Source organism: Streptomyces cavernae (genome assembly GCF_004023625.1).
In the GTDB taxonomy this organism is placed as follows: Bacteria; Actinomycetota; Actinomycetes; order Streptomycetales; family Streptomycetaceae; genus Streptomyces; species Streptomyces cavernae.
In genome coordinates this window covers 22657-42195 of record NZ_RPDJ01000050.1, presented here as the reverse complement: position 1 = coordinate 42195, position 19539 = coordinate 22657, and the positions used below count along the sequence as shown (strand labels likewise).

Sequence of the window (19539 nt, the reverse complement as noted above, 5' to 3'; positions counted from 1 at the left end):
GAAGGCCGCGATGCCGTCGTATTCCTTCGTCCTCAACGGCAAACAGGTCACCGTCGAGGCACCCGCCGACATGCCGTTGCTGTGGGTGCTGCGCGACATGCTGGGGATCACCGGTCCCAAGTACGGCTGTGGCGTGGGAGTGTGCCGTGCCTGCACCAGCCATCTCGACGGGGCGGAGATCCAGCCCTGCGTCGTGCCGGTCGCTGACTGCGCGGACCGTGACGTCACGACCATCGAAGGCCTGGCAGACGGCGACACACTGCACCCCGTCCAGCAGGCCTGGCTCGACTGCGACGTGGCCCAGTGCGGCTTCTGCCAGCCGGGACAGATCATGACCGCGGTGGCACTGCTGAAGAGGACACCGCGGCCGACCGACGCGGACATCGACCGCATCGAGAACGTCTGCCGCTGCGGCACCTATCCCCGTATCCGGGAAGCCATCAAGAAGGCCTCCGCCGCCGGAGAACATCCCAGCAACTGACCTGCGGGAACCCGGTCGAGGGCCTGGCGCCGAGGCGGGGCTCCCGAAGATGCCGCAAGGTCGGACAGCGCGGCACCCGAGTACCACTGCGGCGGCCCTAGTCATCCGGCTCCGCACCGGCGGACGACGAGCGGCATCCGCCCGGCGAGATGAACGACCGGACAAGTCGTAGTCGCGGGCGGACACGAGGGTGTACCGGCGCCTTGCGATCGCACGCACCACGCACCGCTCCCTGATCCGGATCACAACCCCGGACAGGGCCTAGGGCAGCCCTAGGCCGGCCCTAGTCGCGGGGCGCCGCGCCGCGTTCCTTCAGCATTCCCGTCATCAACTCGATCTCCGACTCCTGCGCCTCGGCCATGCCCTGCGCGAGCTTCTTCTCCACGTCGACCGTGCACTTGGCGACACAGCCCTCGGCCATGTGGACGCCGCCCTTGTGATGGTCCGTCATCAGCTGGAGGTAGAAGATCTCCGCCTGCTTGCCGCTCAGCGAACCCAGCTTCTTCAGCTCGGTGTTGGTCGCCATGCCGGGCATCATCGCGCCGTCCTTGCCGGAGGCCATGCCACTCATGCCCATCCAGCTCATCGGCGGGTCCGACGACACCTTCGGCAGTCCCCACAGGTCGAGCCAGCCGATCATCATGCCGCGCTGGTTGGCCTGGGTCTGCGCGATGTCGTACGCGAGCCGCCGCACCTCCTCGTCGTCGGTGCGGTCGCGCACGATGTACGACATCTCAACGGCCTGCTGGTGATGGACCGCCATGTCCCGTGCGAAGCCCGCGTCCGCGGAGTCCGCGGCGGGGGTCTTCGTCCCGGAGTCGTCACCGTCGGCGACCGCGTATGTGATCGCCCCAGCGGCGACCAGCGCGGTCGCCGCGGCGCCGGCGATCCAGGCGACGTGCCGCATCACTGGGACAACCCTCCCGTGCAGGCGGCACCCGGTTCGGGCGTCTGCTTGCCCTGCACGAACTCCTCGAAGAACTTGCCGAGGTTCGGGTCGCTCGCGCTCGTCACCGTGCGCTGCTTCCCCCAAGCGGTGAGCATGATCGGGTCCTTCTGCTTGTCGTCCGGGCTCATGAGCGTGTACGGCGTCTTCTTCACCTTCTCCGCGAGCGCCTTGACGTCGGCCTCCGACGCCTTGCTGTTGTACGTCACCCAGACCGCGCCGTGCTCAAGGGAGTGCACGGCGTTCTCGTTGTTGATCGCCTTGGTGTAGACGTCGCCGTTGCAGTTCATCCACGCCTGGTGGTGGTCACCGCCGACCGGCGGCTCCATCGGGTAGCTCACCGACTTGGTGACGTGGGTGCGGCCGAGCTGGCCGGACCAGGTCTTCACACCGTCCTTGCCCGTGACGAACTTGCCCGAGCCGGAGTTCTTGGAGTCGCTCGCGGCGCTGTCCTTGTCGTCCGCCTGCGAGGAGACGAGATAGGTGGCACCGGCGACGAGACAGGCGACGACCACCACGCTGGCCGTGATCGTGAGGATCCGGTTGCGGCGCTCGCGGGTGCGCTCGGCGCGGCGCATCTCCTCTATGCGCGCCTTGCGGGCGGCGCTGGAGCCGGTGTTCTTCGTGGGGGCCATGGGGTCTGTCCTTCTGGGGAAAGGTACGGCCGGGTCCGCTGATCGTAATGGGACCGGAGGGTCGGTAAGGAGACCGGGCGCCGGAATGGCGCAATCGACGGGCTGTGCGCCGGGTTCGTACCGGATTGGCGCCGCCCGGGAGTCGAACCCGAGCAGGGCGGGCGTCGGATGTGCCACAAATTTGAATCCCAGATGCGCATTATTTACGGTTGGTCGTATGCGGCTGCTGCGATCGACCGACCTGGCCCTGCGGATGCTCATGCGGCTGGCCGTCATGGACGCGCCGAGCCCCACGACCCGCGAGGTCGCCGAGGACATGGAGGTGCCGTACACGCACGCCGCGAAGGTGGTCGCCGAGCTGCAGCACCTGGGACTGGTGGCCGCCCGCCGCGGCCGGGGCGGCGGGCTCACGCTCACCGAGGAGGGGCGCTCCGCCTCGGTCGGGGCGATCGTGCGGCACTTCGAGGGCGACGGGGACGTCGTGGAGTGCGAGGGGGACACGCCCTGCCCGCTCAACTCCGGCTGCCGGCTGCGCGGTGCCCTGCGCCGCGCCCAGGAGGCGTTCTACGCCTCGCTGGACCCGCTGACCATGAGGGACGTGGTGGCCGCGCCCACGGGACCCCTGCTGCTGCAGATCACGGGGCGCGGCTGACCCGGACACCTGACGCCTCCCAGCCCGCGGGAACACTTCGGCCGGTCGTCAGTCCTGCGCGAGCCAGAGGTCCGGCCCGAACACCTCGTAGTGGATGTCGGCCGCCGGTACGCCCTTCGCGAGCAGCTGGGACCGTACGGCGCGCATGAACGGCAGCGGACCGCACAAGTACGCGTGCGTGCCCTGGGGTACCTCGACGTCCGCCAGGTCGGCCCATCCGGCCCGCCAGGGCCGCCGTGCCTGCCCGGCGCCGTCCTGCCCGGACTGTCCGGCGCCGTCGGTCTCCGCCGGGTCGTCGGCCTCCGTGGCGCCCTCCTCGTACCAGAAGTGGAGCCGCCCGTCGGGGAGCTTTGCCGTGAGGGCCTCGTGGTCGGCGCGCAGGGCATGGGTGGCGGGGGAGCGGTCGGCGTGCACGACGGTGACCGGGGCGCGGTGCCCGTCGGCGGCGAGCTGCTCCAGCATCGCGATCATGGGCGTCACGCCGATGCCGGCCGAGGCGAGCAGCAGAGGCGCGTCACCGGCGTCGAGCACGAGATCGCCGTACGGGGCGGAGAGACGCAGGACGTCACCGGGGCGAACGTGTGAATGCAGGTGGTTGGAGACTTCACCGTCGGGCACGGGTTCGCTGTGAACCGCATTCACAGATCCGGCTCGCCCGTCCTGTGATGCGTCGTCGGCCACTGTGTCGCCGTGAACCCGCTTCACACTGATCTGCCACACCGACGCCCCCGGTGCTGTTGACAGGCTGTACTGGCGTATCTGCCGGGCCCCGTCCGGGAGCGCGACCTGGACCGACACATACTGCCCCGGCCGGTATCCGGACACCGGGCCGCCGTCCGCCGGGCGCAGCCGGAAGGTCGTGACGTCGGCCGTCTCCTCGATCCGCTCCACGACCACCCAGTCGCGCGGGCCCCCGCCCTGCCGGTCCTCGTACAGCGACTTCTCGATGGCGATCAGCGCGTTCGCCATCAGCCAGTACACCTCGTCCCAGGCGGCCGCGACCTCCGGGGTGACCGCTTCGCCGAGCACCTCGGCGATGGCCGCGAACAGGTGCTTGTGAACGATTTGGTACTGCTCGGGGGCGATGCCGAGCGAGGCGTGCTTGTGCGCGATCCGGCGCAGCATCACGTCCGGCCGGGTGTCGGGGTGGTCGACGAGGTGGGTGGCGAAGGCGGCGATCGAGCCCGCGAGGGCCTGGCGCTGGGTGCCGGAGGCCTGGTTGCCGCGGTTGAACAGATCGCGCAGGAGTTCGGGGTGGGCCTCGAACAGCCGGGCGTAGAAGCGCTCGGAGATCGTTCCGATGGCCGCGCCGACGGCGGGCAGGGTGGCGCGGACGGTGGCTGCTGACTGCTCGGACAGCATCGGGGCTCCTCAGGGCCGGGGTGTGCGTCGGCGCCGGGGTGTGGCGCCGGACCGTACGCTAGTTAAATTGGTATCTGAGATGCAAATTAACGGCGCGGTATCGAGCCAGGGAGGGGCAGGCATTACGCGCCGGACGGATGAGCAGGCAGTATGGGCACAGCGCCGGACACCTGCCGTACGCGAACCGTTCGGCCGGAGCTCGGCGGGTGGATCAAGCCCCGCAACACGGACGAAATGGTGTTGTGGTGGGATGCTCGGGGTGCCCCGAGTGTCCCCGGGCGTGGGAGCATGCGGCCTGACCAGCAAGGATGGGTGGAAGCGGAAGATGGACAAGCAGCAGGAGTTCGTGCTCCGGACGTTGGAGGAGCGCGACATCCGGTTCGTACGCCTGTGGTTCACGGATGTCCTGGGCTTCCTGAAGTCCGTGGCCGTAGCCCCGGCCGAACTGGAGCAGGCCTTCGACGAGGGCATCGGCTTCGACGGCTCGGCGATCGAGGGCTTCGCCCGGGTCTACGAGTCCGACATGATCGCCAAGCCGGACCCGTCGACGTTCCAGGTGCTGCCGTGGCGCGCGGAGGCGCCGGGCACGGCCCGGATGTTCTGCGACATCCTGATGCCCGACGGCTCCCCGTCCTTCGCCGACCCGCGCTACGTCCTCAAGCGCGCCCTGGCGAAGGCCTCCGACCTGGGCTTCACCTTCTACACGCACCCGGAGATCGAGTTCTTCCTGCTGAAGGACAAGCCGCTGGACGGCTCCCGGCCGACCCCCGCGGACAACTCGGGTTACTTCGATCACACCCCGACCCACGTCGGCCAGGACTTCCGCCGCCAGGCGATCACGATGCTGGAGTCGATGGGCATCTCGGTGGAGTTCTCCCACCACGAGGGCGCCCCCGGCCAGCAGGAGATCGACCTGCGCTACGCGGACGCGCTGTCCACGGCGGACAACATCATGACGTTCCGCCTGGTCATGAAGCAGGTCGCGCTGGAGCAGGGCGTCCAGGCCACCTTCATGCCGAAGCCGTTCTCGGAGCACCCCGGCTCCGGCATGCACACGCACCTGTCCCTCTTCGAGGGCGACCGCAACGCGTTCTACGAGTCGGGCTCGGAGTACCAGCTCTCCAAGGTGGGCCGCTCCTTCATCGCGGGCCTGCTCAGGCACGCGGCGGAGGTCTCCGCCGTCACCAACCAGTGGGTCAACTCCTACAAGCGCATCTGGGGCGGCGCCGAGCGCACCGCGGGCGCCGGCGGCGAGGCCCCCTCGTACATCTGCTGGGGCCACAACAACCGCTCCGCGCTGGTCCGGGTCCCCATGTACAAGCCCGGCAAGACCGGCTCGGCCCGCGTCGAGGTCCGCTCCCTGGACTCCGGAACCAACCCCTACCTCGCCTACGCGGTCCTGCTCGCCTCAGGTCTGAAGGGCATCGAGGAGGGCTACGAGCTCCCGCCGGGCGCCGAGGACGACGTCTGGGCCCTGTCCAACGCCGAACGCCGCGCCATGGGCATCGAACCCCTCCCGCAGAACCTGGGCGAGGCCCTGACCCTGATGGAACGCAGCGACCTGGTCGCCGAAACCCTCGGTGAGCACGTCTTCGACTTCTTCCTGCGCAACAAGCGCCAGGAGTGGGAGGAGTACCGCTCCGAGGTCACCGCCTTCGAGCTGCGGAAGAACCTGCCGGTGCTGTAGGGGCAGGTTGGAGCCGGTTCCCGCTGATTCGGGCGGATGGGGCCGACGGTCGTGACCGTCGGCCCCTTTGCGTCTCGCCGGCCCCGGGCCGTCTGTGGGCCGTAAGGAGCTGGGTGGGTGCCCTCGATGCCGTCCAGAACGGGCCGCTCTCGCTGTCGCCGACGTCGAAGCCGAGGATCTCGCGTCGGCTGTCGGCGGAGCGGTGGCGATGACTACCGGCTGGGACACAAGCTGGTGGTTGACGCTTGCCTTGCAGTAGGTGGCGTCCACGAACGCGTAGGGGAAAGACGGTGTGCGGCAGCGGCCGGTCCTTGAACACGTGTGCGAGCGCCGGTCGCCGCTTTCGAGAGCAACAGATGCCTCTTCGTGGGGTGACGGCGGGAGCACTCCGAAATGCTCGCAGTGCAAGTCGGACCGCTCAGCCAGGTCGACCAGCGCGCGGACATGGTCAGCGCGGCTGATTCGACTGGCCGGGTCCCCGAGGGCGTATCCGCCGACTGGCGATGTGTCCGGGCCGAAGACGCAAACCCCGAAGGCGTCAGGGAGCAATGAGGCGATGATCACCCAGACGAGCCGGGCGATTCCCACCTCCTGCAGGCCGGCCACCAAGCCGTCTGGCACGGTCTGCAGGAAGACATCCGGCGGTTCCCTCTGCGAGGGATGCCGGCGGTGGCTCTTCCCGTCCGTCGGGACAGGCGTTTCGGGACGGATACCCTGACGGGATGCTCGAGAATCTACCTCCCTGCCCTAAGTGCTCCTGTGAGTACACCTACGAGATGAACGCCCTTGTGGTGTGCCCGGAGTGCGGCCACGAATGGGTTCCCGCCGAGAGCGGTGCGGACGGCGGGGACGCTGCCGGGGAGCGGGTCGTCAAGGACTCCGTCGGCAACGTGCTCCAGGACGGTGACACTGTGGTGGTCGTCAAGGCGCTCAAGGTGAAGGGGAGCCCCTCGGGAATCAAGGCCGGGACCAAGGTACGCAACATCCGGCTGGTCGACGGGGTCGACGGCCACGACATCGACTGCAGAGTCGACGGTTTCGGAGCGATGCAGCTCAAGTCCAGCGTGGTCAAGAAGAGCTGATCTGCGACTCGTCGCGGGTGACCGGCTGCCCGGCATCGGCTGACAGAGGCCCCTTCCGCACTCGGACTGCCGTCCTGTCCGTGGAGGAGTTCCCCGGGCGGTAATCAGATGCTGAATTGCAAAATTTTGCAATTGGTTAGATGCTGTGTTGGCTGTGTTCGCAGGTAGCCACGGGCGCAGCCTTCGCTTGCCCCGCGTGGGGCGCTGTCGGGGAAGCCGAGGGGTCGTGTCCGTTCCGCTGTACCAGGCCAAGGCCGAGTTCTTCCGGATGCTGGGGCATCCCGTACGGATCCGGGTGCTGGAGCTGCTGCAGGACGGTCCGAAGCCGGTGCGGGATCTGCTGGCGGCCATAGAGGTGGAGCCCTCCAGTCTGTCGCAGCAGCTGGCGGTGTTGCGCCGGTCGGGCATCGTCGCGTCGACGCGGGAGGGCGCGACCGTCGTTTACGAGCTGGCCGGCGGCGACGTCGCGAACCTGATGAAGGCCGCGCGCCGGATCCTGACCGACATGCTGGCCGAACGGAACGAGCTGCTGGCCGAGCTGCGGGAAACCGAGGTCAGCGCGCGATGAGCGTCTCGTTTGGCCGGCCAGCTGTCCGGCTCACTGCGCTGCTGCCTGGTCGTACGGATCTGGCAGAGATGCGCCGCGCCCCGCGCCGGGACCTGTTGGCCGGGCTGACCGTGGCGATCGTCGCGCTGCCGCTCGCGCTCGGTTTCGGCGTCTCCTCCGGGCTCGGCGCCGAGGCCGGGTTGGCGACCGCGGTCATCGCCGGCGCGCTCGCCGCGGTGTTCGGCGGATCGAACCTGCAGGTGTCCGGGCCGACGGGCGCGATGACGGTGGTGCTGGTGCCGATCGTCACGGAGCACGGGCCGTCCGGGGTGCTCACGGTGGGCTTGATGGCGGGCGTGATGCTCGTCGCGCTCGCCCTGTTCAGGGCCGGGAAGTACATGCAGTACGTGCCCGCCCCCGTGGTCGAGGGCTTCACCCTCGGCATCGCCTGTGTGATCGGCCTGCAGCAGATCCCGAACGCCCTGGGGGTGCCCAAGCCCGAGGGTGACCGCGTCCTCGTGGTGACCTGGCGCGCTCTGGCGGAGTTCGCGCAGAACCCGAACTGGACCGCCGTAGCCATCGCCCTGGCGGTCGCCGCCATGATGCTGATCGGGGCCCGGCTGCGGCCCACGGTCCCCTTCTCCATCCTCGCGGTGATCGCGGCCACCGTCGTGGCGCAGGTGGCCGGCCTGGACGCGGCGAAGCCGATCGGTGATCTGCCGTCCGGACTGCCCGTACCGTCGCTCGCCTTCCTGGACCTGGGCGCGCTCGGCTCGCTGCTCGCCCCGGCGGTCGCGGTGGCGGCGCTGGCCGCGCTGGAGTCGCTGCTGTCGGCCTCGGTGGCCGACGGCATGACGGTGGGCCAGAAGCACGACCCGGACCGAGAGCTGTTCGGCCAGGGCCTGGCCAACATCGCCGCACCGCTGTTCGGCGGCGTGCCCGCGACCGGCGCGATCGCCCGGACCGCAGTCAACGTCCGCACCGGCGCGAGCTCTAGGCTCGCCTCGCTCGTCCACGCCGCGATCCTCACGGTGATCGTCTTCGCAGCGGCGCCCCTCGTCTCCAGGATCCCGCTGGCCGCGCTCGCCGGCGTGCTGCTGGCCACCGCGATCCGCATGGTCGAGGTCGGCTCGCTCAGAGCCATGGCCAAGTCCACCCGTTCCGACGCGCTGGTCCTCGCCCTCACTGCGGTCGCGACCCTCGCGCTCGACCTCGTGTACGCCGTGATCATCGGCCTGGTCGTCGCGGGCGCCCTCGCCCTGCGCGCCGTCGCCAAGCAGGCCCGCCTCGAAGAGGTCCCCCTCGACCGCGGTGACCACAGCGTGGAGGAGCACGCGCTGCTGGCCGAGCACATCGTGGCGTATCGGGTCGACGGGCCGCTGTTCTTCGCCGCCGCGCACCGCTTCCTGCTGGAGTTGGCGGAGGTCGCCGACGTACGTGTCGTCATCCTGCGCATGTCCCGGGTGACCACCATCGACGCCACCGGCGCCCTCGTCCTGAAGGACGTGGTGGAGAAGCTGAACCGGCGCGGCATTGTCGTCATGACCTCCGGGATCCACCCCGGCCAGCGCCAGGTGCTGTACTCCGTCGGCGCGCTGGAACTGCTGAGCCGGGAGGGCGGCGAGTACGCCACCACGCCCGAGGCGATCCGGGGCGCCCGCACCCACCTGGAGGGCGCCGGCGTGATGCCGCCCCTGCCCGCCCAGGCGTCCCGGCCCGTCAGCCAGGAAACGGAGGAACCCGTCCGATGAGCACTCCGCCCACACCTCTGCGCATGGTCGAGGTCTCCGGTGCTGAGGCCCTGTGGTTGCTGGAAGGCAGTTCGCTGGGGCGGCTTGTGTACACACAGCGGGAGTCGACCGTGATCCGGCCCGGCCGGCACACGTGGGAGTACGGCCGCCTGGTCGTGCGAACACCCGCCCCGGCTTCCGCGGTTCCCGCCACCGCGACGTACCACGTGGACGATATACGTGCAGTGGCCGGCACCGGCTGGACCGTCACCGTCGCCGGACCGGTCGAAGTGATCACCGATCCCGACGAGGCCGCCCACTACCAGCGCACCCTCTCAGGCTGGACCCACGGCCCGCACGACACCCTGCTACGCCTGCACCCCAAGACGGTGAGCGGATTCCGCCTCGCCCGCCCGGAGCCGTGATGAGTACCCACCTCGAAGCCCTGCCCTACCGGCATGTGCTGACCCTGCCCACGATGCCGTCCGCGGTCCGCACCGCCCGGGAGACAGCCGAGCAGGCCCTGGTCGAGTGGGGCATGAGCCTGCGTCATCCCGCCGTGGGGCCGGCCCTGCTGATCCTCAGCGAGTTGGTGACCAACAGCGTCCGGCATGCTGCGGTGCTCTCCCCGCAGGTGACCGTCATCTACGCGGGGGGCAAGGACTGTCTGGCCTTCGCTGTGCACGACCGCCACCCGTACCAGCCGCCGCTGTGCGCGGTCACCGATGCCGGTGGCGGCCTGGCGACCGTCATGGAGCTCACCCTTGGCCTCGGCGGCACCGCGGTCGTCCGGGGCGACGCCGACGGTCAGGGCAAGAGCATCTGGATCACCCTTCCCCTCTGAAGCAACAGGCTGATCGTGCAAGGAAGTTGACGACGATGACCATCGAGTGGCGCTACACCGTCGAACAGGGTCTCGGAATCCTGTCCGTCTCCGGGTACCTGGGTCCGGACGCCGTCCATCGCTTCGCGGGTGCCGTCGGCTGGGTGGTGGGACGCGGGAGTGGTCCGGTCATCGTCGACCTGACCGGACTGCGCAGCTGGTCGGCCGAGGGACAGCTGGCGATTATCGAGGCCGCGCGCCGTCTCGCCGCGGCGGACCGGATCCTGGAGCTGGCCGCGATCCCCGCGGACGGCTCCCTCGTGTCCGGTGAGGACTGCCCGCCCATCCCCGTGCACGCTGACTTGGCCGGCGCGCTCGCCGCACACGACGCAGGGCACGGCGAGCCGTCGGAGGGCCGTAACGAGTGGCGGACGACAGGGTGGCCGAGCGGAGACGACGTGGGAGAGTGACCCGCCGGGTTCAGCCAGGGGCGAAGGCGCCGTCACGGTCCCGTACGGGTACGACGGTGCAGGTGTCCTCCTCCGTGGCGATGGCCGCGTCCGTGGCGTAACCCGTCGGGGCCGGCTCCCGGCCGGAGGCGCCGACGGCGACCGCGTGAGTGAGTTGTCAGCTCCGGGCCCCGTCGGGCGCGGACGAGGTGGACCGGTCGCCGAAGGACAGCTTCAGCATGCGGCTGTGCCCGCACCGCGGGCAGGAGCCCTCCGGGCCGACGGCGGTGGGCCGGCACTTGAGGCGGCAAGCGGGGCACTTGAACCAGACGACGCCCGCGCCATGCAGCGGAATGATTCTCACGCAGGCCTCCTCGTGCCACGTATGGACTTGCTAATCTTAGCAATTGTTGAGGTCGTCACCGCGGGTTTCGGGCGGCTCGGCTCTCGTGCGCGGATTCGGCGTGGCCCTCGCCGCACCTGAGGATGGGGCGCATGTTGTTGACGATTAGGTGGGTGCGATGCGCCGAGCGCCGGCCGGTGCGGCCGTTCTGCTGTACCGGGGAGGCGACGGCACGATGAGCGCGCCGCTGTACCAACTGAAGGCCGAGTTCTTCAAGACGCTCGGCCACCCGGCGCGCATCCGGGTGCTGGAACTGCTGAGCGAGCGCGAGCACGCGGTCGCGGAGCTGCTGCCCGTGGTGGGCATCGAGCCGGCCCATCTGTCGCAGCAGCTCGCGGTGCTGCGCCGGGCGAACCTGGTGGTCACCCGCAAGGAAGGCTCGACCGTGTACTACTCGCTGACCAGCCCGCACATCGCCGAGCTCCTGCGGGTCGCGCGGACCATCCTCTCCGGGGTACTGGCCGGGCAGGCCGAACTGCTCGCCGATCTGCAGGCCGCCCAGACAGAGGCGAAACCGCCGTCCTAGCGACGGCCCTCGAGCGGTGGCCGTCTCCCCAGAGTTGACAGCGCTCTGTGGCGTCGGGAGGCGGCCGCCTTCATCCTGCGGATCTCGGCCCGTCAAGCACTGACAAGACGGGGCAAACTTGGCAAAGCGTAGGAAAAATGGCGTAACTCCGGCTTCGGGAGAACCCGTTAGCCACCTGCGAAAGCAAGTCCTCACCAGCGACAGGAGAGGGACGGTCATGAGTCTGCTGCGCAAGATCCGCGACACCGGACGGGTGGCCGAGCCCGCCCCGCCCGAGCCGAAGGGCGAACAACCTCCCGCAGCCAAGCAGTTCGGCGGCTCGGTGCAGGTGAGGTGTGTGGACGCCGGCTCCTGCAACGGCTGCGAGATCGAGATCACTGCGGCCTTCAACCCGGTCTACGACGCCGAGCGGTACGGCACCCGGCTGGTGGCCTCGCCCCGGCACGCCGACGTGGCGCTGGTGACCGGGCCGGTGACGAGGAACATGGCCGAGCCATTGCGCCGCACTGTGGCCGCGATGCCCGAGCCGCGGTTGGTGGTCGCGGTCGGCGACTGCGCGATCGACTGCGGGGAGTTCGCAGGCGGGTACGGCGTCGAGGGCGCCGTCTCCGATGTCGTACCGGTGGATCTGGCCGTGCCCGGATGCCCGCCCGAGCCGGACAAGATCGTCGCGGCGCTGCGGAGGGTGACCGGGCGGTGAGCGTGATCCCGGCCGCCCTCGCGACGGCCACCGGACTGGGCGTGGCGGGCGCTGTTGCCGGCCTGGTCCTGCCGCAGCGAGGGCGCGGCGTGGTGGTGGGGGTCGTGGCGGCGGGTGTGGGGGTGGCAGGTGGCACGGCGGGTGTGGCCGCGCTGGGCGGAAGCCGCTGGTCGGCGCAGGTATCCGGGCTGCTTCCGTTGGCCGGTGCGTACGTCGAGGTGGACGCCCTGTCCGGATTGTTCATGGCGGTGGCCGGAGCCGTGGTGGCGGCGGTGGCGGTCTACGGCGTCGGCTATGTGGCCGGGCACGGGTCGCATGGGGCGTACGGCCTCGGCTCGCGGGGCGCGCAAGCGGTACTGCCGCTGTTCGCACTGAGTCTGCTGCTGGTGCCGACGGCGGCCTCGGTCACCACCTTCCTGATGCTGTGGGAGGTGATGGCGCTCACCTCGCTGCTCCTGGTCCTGGCCGAGCACCGCGCCCGGCCCGCGGTACGGGAGGCGGCGCTCTGGTATGCCGTGATGACGCACCTGGGGCTCGTGCTGCTCCTGGTGGGCTTCATGGTGTACGCCGCCCAGGCAGGCGGCGAGACCTTCACCGCCCTGCGGGACGGCCGGGCGGGCATGTCGCCGACCGTCCGTGGCCTGGTGTTCGTGCTCACGGCGATGGCGTTCACGTCCAAGGCGGGCCTGGTGCCGCTGCACGCTTGGCTGCCACGGGCACATCCCGAAGCACCCAGCGCCGTCTCGGCGTTGATGAGTGCGGCCATGGTCAACCTCGGGATCTACGGCCTCCTACGCGTGGGGTTCGATCTGCTGGGCGGGGGACCGGCCTGGTGGTGGCTGCTGGTGATGGCCATGGGCGGGCTGTCGGCGGTGTACGGGATCCTGCAAGCCGCGATGGCCTCGGATCTCAAACGGCTGCTGGCGTATTCGACATCCGAGAACATGGGCCTGGTGGTCCTCGGCGCGGGGGCGGCCGGGCTGTTCGCCCACGCGGGAAACGAGGAACTGGCCGGGCTGGCCCTGGCGGCCGCGCTGCTGCACGTCGTCAATCACTCCGCGTTCAAGGCCCTGTTGTTCGGGGCGGCGGGTTCGGTGCTACGGGCCACCGGGGAGCGGAACCTGGATCTTTTGGGCGGTCTGCGGGCGCGGATGCCGGTCACGGCGGGGCTGTTCGCGGTCGGCGCGCTGGGTGCGGTGGCGCTGCCGCCGGGTAACGGGTTCATCAGCGAGTGGCTGCTGCTGCAGTCGATGATCCATGGGCTGGCCGTACCCGGAGTGACCACGGCGAGCGTGCTGCCGCTGGCGGTCGCGGTGATCGCCTTGTCCGCAGGGCTCGCGGCGGCGGTGTTCGTCAAGGCACTCGGCGTGGGTTTCTTCGCCCGGTCACGCGGCGCGGAAGCAGCCGCGGCCAAGGAGTCGCCGCTGCTCATGCGCGTGGGGATGGGGCTGCTCGCGGCTCTCTGCGCTGCGCTGGCCCTGGTTCCGGGCCTGCTGGGCGACGGCCTGGAGCGCGCGGTGGCGGCGGTCGGGTTCTCCGGGACACGTCCGGTGTCCGGCGGCGGGCTGCGGGTGCGGCTGGAGGAGGTGTCCGCCACGCTGTCCCCGCTGTGGGTGGTGGCCGCGCTGGCGGTCGCGCTGGGCGCGGTCATGGCGACGGTGCAGTGGGCGGCGCGGCGCCGGCAGCGGCGTACGCAGGCCAGGTTGTGGGACTGCGGCGGCGGGGTGCCGACGCCCCGCATGGCCTATACGGCGACGTCGTTCGCCGAGCCGTTGCAGCGGGTCTTCGACGATGTGCTCGCCCCGGAGCAGGATGTGGATGTCACGCCGGTGCGCGAGTCGGCGTATCTCGTGGAGCGGGTGCGCTTTCGCAACCGCGTGCCCGACCGTATCGAGCACCGCCTGTACCGGCCGGTCCTCGATGTGCTGGCCGCTGCCGGGCAGTCGGCGCGGAGGCTGGCGGGCGGCAGTGTGCACGTCTATCTCGGCTACGGCTTCTTCGGCCTGGTCACTCTGCTTGTCGTGTTGGTGGTGGGCTGGTGAACGCGGTCGGATACGCGGCGATCGCCCTCCAAGTGGGCGCGGTGGTGGTCGGCGCGCCGCTGCTGACCGGTCTGATGCGGCAGACCCGGGCGCGTCTGGAGGGCCGGGCCGGGGCGGGGGTGGTCCAGCCGTGGCGGGACACCCGCAAGCTGCTGCGCAAGGAACCCATCAGCCCCGTCGGTACGGGGCCGGCGTTTCGGTGGGCGCCGCTGCTGTTGGTGGCCACGGCGCTGGTGCTGGCCGTGCTGGTGCCGCTGGTGTCCACGGACACGCCGGTGCGGGGGCGGGCGGATCTGATCGTGGTGGTGGCGTTGCTGGCGCTGGGCACGCTGGCGCTGGCGCTCGCGGGCCTGGACACCGGCACCGCGTTCGGCGGCATGGGGGCCTCCCGGGAGATGACCATCGCCGCGTTGGTCGAGCCGACCATCCTGATGGCAGTGTTCGCCCTGTCGATACCGGCCGGGTCGACCAACCTGCCCGTCATCGTCGCCGGAGCGGCCGACCAGCCCGCCCGGCTGACCTCCCCTGCGGGACTGCTGGCGATCGCCGCGCTCGCGGTCGCGGTACTGGCCGAGAGCGGCCGGCTGCCGGTGGACAATCCCTCCACCCACCTGGAGCTGACCATGGTCCACGAGGCCATGGTGCTCGAATACGCCGGACCGGACCTGGCGCTTGTCGAGTTCGGCGCCCAGCTGCGGCTCGCCGTACTGCTGGGGCTGCTGGCCTCGCTGTTCGCCCCATGGGGGATCGCCACGAGCGGGTCACTCGTGGCCGTGCTGCTCGCCCTGCTGCTGGTGGTGCTGAAGGTGGCGGTGCTGGGGATGGCGCTGGCGGCGGCGGAGGTGTTCTGGGCCAAGCTGCGGCTGTTCAGGGTGCCCGAACTGCTCGCCGGCTCCTTCCTGTTGGCGCTACTCGCGGTGACGGCCTCGTATTTCCTGGGCGGTGAGTGATGAGCGAAGGTCTGTTCACCCAGCTGCTCGATCTGGCCTGCGGGGCGTTTCTGCTGGCCGCGGTGGTGGTGCTGTGGCGGCGTGAACTCGTCGCGATCGTGCGGCTCTTCGCCCTGCAGGGACTCGCACTCGCGGCGATCGCCCTGCTCCTCGGGCTGCACGAGGACCGCTGGGACCTGATCGTGGTGGCCGCCGGGATCGGGGCACTGCGGGCCGGGCTGCTGCCGTATCTGATCCGCCGGGCCCTGACCGCGCTCGTCGCCGACCAGGAACAGGGCGAGACGCGGCCGTATGTGCGCAGTGAGGAGGTGCGCGAGACGCAGCCGCTGGTGAATGTGGCGGCCTCGCTGCTGACCGCGGCCGCGCTCACGCTGCTCGCCTACGCGGTCGCCCGCCCCCTGGTCGAGCTGGATCCGACACCCGCCACCCGCGCGCTGCCCGTGGGGCTCGCCGTGGTCCTGATCGGGTTCTTCGTGCTGGTGACCCGGCGGCGGGCGCTGGCCCAGGTGGTCGGGTTCCTGCTGCTGGACAACGGCATCACGGCGACCGCCTTCCTGGCCGCGTCCGGGGTGCCACTGATCGTCGAACTGGGCGTCTCCTTCGACGTGCTGCTCGCCGTGCTGGTGCTGCAACTGCTCACCGTACGGGTGCGGGAGGCGTTCGGCACCACCTACATCGACGACCTGCGGGAGCTGCACGACTGATGAACGCCGCACTGACCGCGCTCCTGCTCACCGTTCCCGCCGCCGCACCGCTGGCCGTGGCCGCCGGGTACGCGCTCGTCGGGCTCGTCACGCGAAGGGCGTCACGAGCGGTACCGACGGCCCGGGGGGAGGCGAGGCCCCGTCCACAGCTTGCGGAGAAGACTGTCCGGCACCCGGGGACCGCGGCAGGGGGTGTGAGCGTGGAGGACGGCAAGGGGGAAGCATCAGATGCCTCCGCGCCCGTGGAGCAGCTTCTCGCTCCCCGGGCGCGCGGGCGCCGTCCGGCCGACTGGGCCGGACTGGCCTCGCCGACGGTGATTCTCGTCTGCGGCGCGCTCCTGGCATCGGACGTCGTCGACGACGGGGCGCTCGCTGCGTACTCCGGCTTGCTGCGGGCCGATGCGCTGACCGTGTGGATGCTGCTGGTGGTCGGCGCCGTCGCACTGATCGCCTGCGCCTCAGCCCCGGCCCACCTGGCGGGTGAGCGGGCCGCCGGACGGATCCCGGATGTGAGCGCGTGGCGCTACCACGTGCTCGTGCACGCCTTCCTCGCCGCGATGTGCCTGGCCTTGGTGACCGCGAATCTCGGCGTGCTGTGGGTGGCGATCGAGGCCACGACCATCGTCACCGCGTTCCTCGTTGGTCACCGCCGCGCCCGTACGTCCGTGGAGGCGGCCTGGAAGTACGTGGTGATCTGCTCTGCAGGGATCGCGCTCGCCTTCCTCGGCACCGTGCTCATCTACTACGCCGCCCGCCAGGCCGGCGTCGCGGAGGCGTGGGCCCTGGACTGGCCGACGCTGCTCGCCCGTGCGGACCGGCTCGATCCGGCGGTCACCCGTCTCGGCATCACACTGGTCGTCCTCGGCTACGGAGCCAAGGCGGGCCTGGTGCCGCTGCACGCCTGGCTGCCCGACGCGCACAGCCAGGCCCCCGCCCCGGTCTCGGCGCTGATGTCGGGGGTGCTGTTGTCGGTCGCGTTCGCCGCGATCCTGCGCTACCAGGTCATCGCCGATGCCGCCCTCGGGCCGGACTTCACCCGCGTCCTGCTGACCGGCATCGCGTTGCTGACCCTGGCGCTCGCGGCCGGGCTGCTTGTGGCCCAGCGCGACTACAAGCGCATGCTGGCCTATTCGAGCATGGAGCACATGAGCCTGGTCGCCCTGGCCGCGGCGATCGGCAGCCCGCTCGCCCTGGCCGCCGGTCTGCTGCACATCGCCGGACACGGGCTGGCCAAGGCCACCGCGTTCTGCGCCTCCGGTGGGATCCTGCAGCTGCGCGGCACGTCGAAGATCGGGCGAGTGCGCGGGGTGCTCGCCCAGTCGCCGTGGCTGGGCGCGCTGTTCGGGCTGGCGGTCGTGGCGCTGCTGGGCTTCCCGCCGTTCAGCCTCTTCGCCTCCGAACTGGGCATCGCCCGCGCCGGATTCGCCGCCGGTGCAGGACTGGGGTGGGCCATGGCGGCCGCCCTCCTGCTGGTCCTGATCGCCTTCGCCGCGCTGGCCACGCGCACTGCGCGGATGCTGCTCGGCCCCGGCGAGCCGACCGGCGAGAGCCCCTCCGCGCTGTGGCCCCTGGTCCTCGGCCTGGCGGCCTGTGCCGCGCTCGGCATCGCTGTCGGCCCGCTGGGCGACCTGCTCTCCCAGGCCGCCGCCGTCCTCGAAAGGCCCTGACACCATGGCGCGTACCGTGCACCAGGTCCCCACCGGCGAACTGGCCGTGCAGGCACAGGCGTTGCTCGGAAGCGACCATCGCCTGGCCCTGGTCGCCGCCCACCACGACGAGGAAGCGGTGCGGATCGTCTACCTCTTCGTCTCCGGGCCGCCCGACACCCGCACCGAGCTGCATGTGTGCCTCGACCCGGCCCGGCCCGAGGTGCCCAGCCTGGCCCATCTGTCCTTCCCCGCCGGCCGGTTCGAACGCGAGATGCACGACCTGCACGGCATCGTGCCCCTCGGCCATCCCCTGCCCCGCCGCCTGGTACGCCATTTCCACTGGCCGCGCGGCTGGTACCCGATGCATCCGGATGCCGGGGACCCGCCCGCCTTCGGCGAACAGGAAGGCCCATACCCCTTCCTGGAGGTCACCGGTGATGGCGTCTACGAAATCCCCGTGGGCCCCGTCCACGCCGGGATCATCGAGCCCGGCCACTTCCGCTTCTCCGTCGTCGGCGAGACCATCCTCAAACTCAAGGCCCGCCTCTGGTTCGTCCACAAGGGCATCGAGAAACTCTTCCAGGGCCGCACGGTGGCCGCTGGGCTGCCGCTGGCCGAACGCATCAGCGGCGACACCGCGGTCGGCCACGCCCTCGCCTACTGCCTGGCCGTCGAGGAGGCAACCGGCATGTCAGTCCCCGAACAGGCCCAGTGCGCCCGCGCCCTGCTCCTGGAACTCGAACGGCTCCACAACCACGTCGCCGACCTCGGCATGCTCTGCAACGACGTCGGATACGGCATCCTCAACGCCCACGCCCAGCGCGTCCGCGAACAGCTCCTGCGCCTCAACCATGCGGTAACCGGACACCGCCTGCTACGCGGCGGCGTCGTCCCCGGCGGCAGCGCCCTGCGCACCCTGCCCGTTCCCGCCCAGCTGGACGCCCTCGGCGACGACATCCGCGAGATCGTCCGGCTGGCGCTCGGCCACTCCACCGTCCACGACCGCTTCACCGGCACTGCGATCCTGCGCACCGAGGCCGCCCGCGACATCGGCTGCCTCGGCTACGTCGCCCGCGCCAGCGGCCTGCCCCTGGACGCCCGTATCGCCCACCCCTTCACCCCGCACGGACGCCCCTCCGGCATCCCCGTGCACGACGGCGGCGACGTCCTTGCCCGCTTCCTGGTCCGCGCCGAAGAGATCGACGCCTCCCTCGCCCTGATCCGTGAGCTCACCGACTGTGTCGCCACCGGCGCGGTCCTCGGACCCACGGCCGTCCCCGGGCAAGGTCCGCGCAGCGGCGTCGGCCTCGTCGAAGGCTGGCGCGGCACCATCGCCACCCGCGTCGAGCTCGCCGCCGACAGCACCCTTTCCCGGGTCAAGCCGGTCGACCCGTCGTTCTTCAACTGGCCCGCGCTGCCGGTCGCCCTGAACGACACGATCGTTCCGGACTTCCCGCTGACCAACAAGAGCTTCAATCTCTCCTACGCCGGCAATGACCTCTGACAGTGCCGCACGGCCGAGCAACAGCGCGGGCCCGGTGTGCGTGCGGATGACGATGTTCTCCGTTGTCCTCCACGAGTTGGTTGACCGGGGCGGATCGCGGGCAGCGGCGGCCGGGACCCCTTAGCGCCCCGGGAGGCAACGGTTGCCCGTCAAGGAGCGGCGTCATGGAGGTCCCCCTGCTCATGGGGTCCCCCCGACCGAGCGCAGCCGAGAGTCGGGGAGAAGTCGAGAGCTTGGGGGAGCATGCTCTGGGGGTCCCCCCTGCTCGAAGAGCTTGGGGGAGTGCCGGGCGTCGCGACGGGGCGACGTCGCTTGTTGGGGCAACCAGTTCAGTAGACGAGGATGAGGCCCAGCAGCCCCGGCCGCGTCTCCTGACAGCTCCACCGCGTCTCCTGCCGGCCCACGGCGCCTCCTGCCGGCCCACCGCGTCTGTCGGCCCCACGGCGTCTCACCACTACCTCTCATCTCACCACGGCGTCTCACAGGGCCGGGGCGGTCCTGGGCTGCGTCCGGTGGCCTTCCATCCTGTAGCCCCTGCTGGGGTTTCAGAGGCTATGAAGGCTCCTGTGGGGCTCCTGGATCCCTCGGTCGGTCTGTCTTGGACTTGTCAGACGCCCGGAAGGGTGACATGACTGGAGGTATGCCCGAGCGGACCCGGTCCGAGGAG

Annotated in this window: 20 protein-coding genes and 1 pseudogene; 16 read left to right on the top strand and 5 right to left on the bottom strand. The window is 70.6% G+C overall.

Going from position 1 to position 19539, the window contains the following annotated elements:
- Positions 1 to 10: 10 nt before the first annotated feature.
- Positions 11 to 481, top strand: a complete 471-nt coding sequence (locus EF387_RS40930; RefSeq protein ID WP_128381684.1) for a (2Fe-2S)-binding protein — start codon at positions 11 to 13, stop codon at positions 479 to 481.
- A gap of 283 nt (positions 482 to 764) precedes the next feature.
- Here EF387_RS40930 and EF387_RS40925 read toward each other — a convergent pair whose 3' ends face one another.
- Entirely contained in the window at positions 765 to 1388 is a 624-nt protein-coding gene (locus EF387_RS40925; protein ID WP_128381704.1) for a DUF305 domain-containing protein, read from the bottom strand.
- Positions 1388 to 2062 carry a DUF3105 domain-containing protein gene (locus tag EF387_RS40920; protein ID WP_128381683.1) on the bottom strand — a complete coding sequence of 225 codons (675 nt, stop codon included), beginning with the start codon at positions 2060 to 2062 and terminating at the stop codon, positions 1388 to 1390. Before EF387_RS40920 ends, EF387_RS40925 begins: the two co-directional genes overlap by 1 nt.
- Before the next feature lie 217 nt (positions 2063 to 2279).
- Here EF387_RS40920 and EF387_RS40915 point away from each other — a divergent pair, with 217 nt between their 5' ends.
- On the top strand, positions 2280 to 2714 hold the full coding sequence (locus EF387_RS40915; RefSeq protein WP_128381682.1) for an RrF2 family transcriptional regulator: 435 nt from the start codon (positions 2280 to 2282) through the stop codon (positions 2712 to 2714).
- 48 nt (positions 2715 to 2762) lie between these two features.
- Here EF387_RS40915 and EF387_RS40910 read toward each other — a convergent pair whose 3' ends face one another.
- Positions 2763 to 4076, bottom strand: coding sequence for a globin domain-containing protein (locus EF387_RS40910; protein WP_128381681.1), 1314 nt, complete (start codon positions 4074 to 4076; stop codon positions 2763 to 2765).
- Between the two features lie 325 nt (positions 4077 to 4401).
- On the opposite strand from EF387_RS40910, the gene EF387_RS40905 reads away from it, so the two are divergent.
- On the top strand, positions 4402 to 5763 hold the full coding sequence (locus EF387_RS40905) for a glutamine synthetase family protein (RefSeq protein WP_128381680.1): 1362 nt from the start codon (positions 4402 to 4404) through the stop codon (positions 5761 to 5763).
- 127 nt (positions 5764 to 5890) lie between these two features.
- Here the strand turns inward: EF387_RS40905 and EF387_RS40900 are convergent.
- Positions 5891 to 6079 (bottom strand): annotated as a pseudogene (locus EF387_RS40900) (transposase); the annotation flags it as partial.
- A 406-nt stretch (positions 6080 to 6485) separates the two neighbouring features.
- On the opposite strand from EF387_RS40900, the gene EF387_RS40895 reads away from it, so the two are divergent.
- The 6 genes from EF387_RS40895 (at position 6486) to EF387_RS40870 (ending at position 10415) form a co-directional block, all read left to right on the top strand.
- On the top strand, positions 6486 to 6845 hold the full coding sequence (locus EF387_RS40895; protein WP_128381679.1) for a zinc ribbon domain-containing protein YjdM: 360 nt from the start codon (positions 6486 to 6488) through the stop codon (positions 6843 to 6845).
- 226 nt (positions 6846 to 7071) lie between these two features.
- Entirely contained in the window at positions 7072 to 7413 is a 342-nt protein-coding gene (locus tag EF387_RS40890) for an ArsR/SmtB family transcription factor (RefSeq protein ID WP_128381678.1), read from the top strand.
- A complete protein-coding gene (locus EF387_RS40885; RefSeq protein ID WP_128381677.1) occupies positions 7410 to 9143 on the top strand; it encodes a SulP family inorganic anion transporter in 1734 nt (577 codons plus the stop codon). The genes EF387_RS40890 and EF387_RS40885 overlap by 4 nt, the downstream gene beginning before the upstream one ends.
- The gene (locus EF387_RS40880) at positions 9140 to 9547 is read left to right on the top strand and encodes a pyridoxamine 5'-phosphate oxidase family protein (protein ID WP_128381676.1); all 408 of its coding nucleotides are present in this window, start codon (positions 9140 to 9142) and stop codon (positions 9545 to 9547) included. The genes EF387_RS40885 and EF387_RS40880 overlap by 4 nt, the downstream gene beginning before the upstream one ends.
- Entirely contained in the window at positions 9547 to 9966 is a 420-nt protein-coding gene (locus tag EF387_RS40875) for an ATP-binding protein (protein ID WP_128381675.1), read from the top strand. Before EF387_RS40880 ends, EF387_RS40875 begins: the two co-directional genes overlap by 1 nt.
- A gap of 35 nt (positions 9967 to 10001) precedes the next feature.
- Positions 10002 to 10415, top strand: coding sequence for an anti-sigma factor antagonist (locus EF387_RS40870; RefSeq protein ID WP_128381674.1), 414 nt, complete (start codon positions 10002 to 10004; stop codon positions 10413 to 10415).
- A 157-nt stretch (positions 10416 to 10572) separates the two neighbouring features.
- Here the strand turns inward: EF387_RS40870 and EF387_RS40865 are convergent, their stop codons facing one another.
- The gene (locus tag EF387_RS40865) at positions 10573 to 10758 is read right to left on the bottom strand and encodes a hypothetical protein (RefSeq protein WP_128381673.1); all 186 of its coding nucleotides are present in this window, start codon (positions 10756 to 10758) and stop codon (positions 10573 to 10575) included.
- Positions 10759 to 10972: 214 nt separating this feature from the next.
- Between EF387_RS40865 and EF387_RS40860 the strand changes: the two genes are divergently transcribed.
- The 7 genes from EF387_RS40860 (at position 10973) to EF387_RS40830 (ending at position 18872) form a co-directional block, all read left to right on the top strand.
- A complete protein-coding gene (locus EF387_RS40860; RefSeq protein WP_202918535.1) occupies positions 10973 to 11323 on the top strand; it encodes an ArsR/SmtB family transcription factor in 351 nt (116 codons plus the stop codon).
- 217 nt (positions 11324 to 11540) lie between these two features.
- Positions 11541 to 12023 carry an NADH-quinone oxidoreductase subunit B family protein gene (locus EF387_RS40855; protein ID WP_128381671.1) on the top strand — a complete coding sequence of 161 codons (483 nt, stop codon included), beginning with the start codon at positions 11541 to 11543 and terminating at the stop codon, positions 12021 to 12023.
- On the top strand, positions 12020 to 14065 hold the full coding sequence (locus EF387_RS40850) for a proton-conducting transporter transmembrane domain-containing protein (protein ID WP_128381670.1): 2046 nt from the start codon (positions 12020 to 12022) through the stop codon (positions 14063 to 14065). The genes EF387_RS40855 and EF387_RS40850 overlap by 4 nt, the downstream gene beginning before the upstream one ends.
- On the top strand, positions 14062 to 15015 hold the full coding sequence (locus EF387_RS40845) for a respiratory chain complex I subunit 1 family protein (protein WP_128381669.1): 954 nt from the start codon (positions 14062 to 14064) through the stop codon (positions 15013 to 15015). The genes EF387_RS40850 and EF387_RS40845 overlap by 4 nt, the downstream gene beginning before the upstream one ends.
- A complete protein-coding gene (locus tag EF387_RS40840) occupies positions 15015 to 15719 on the top strand; it encodes a hypothetical protein (protein ID WP_128381668.1) in 705 nt (234 codons plus the stop codon). Before EF387_RS40845 ends, EF387_RS40840 begins: the two co-directional genes overlap by 1 nt.
- A complete protein-coding gene (locus EF387_RS40835; protein WP_238431982.1) occupies positions 15719 to 17386 on the top strand; it encodes a proton-conducting transporter transmembrane domain-containing protein in 1668 nt (555 codons plus the stop codon). The genes EF387_RS40840 and EF387_RS40835 overlap by 1 nt, the downstream gene beginning before the upstream one ends.
- 4 nt (positions 17387 to 17390) lie before the next feature.
- Positions 17391 to 18872 (top strand): hydrogenase large subunit, encoded by a 1482-nt coding sequence (locus EF387_RS40830; protein ID WP_128381667.1) that lies wholly within the window; start codon positions 17391 to 17393, stop codon positions 18870 to 18872.
- The last annotated feature ends 667 nt before the right edge of the window (positions 18873 to 19539 follow it).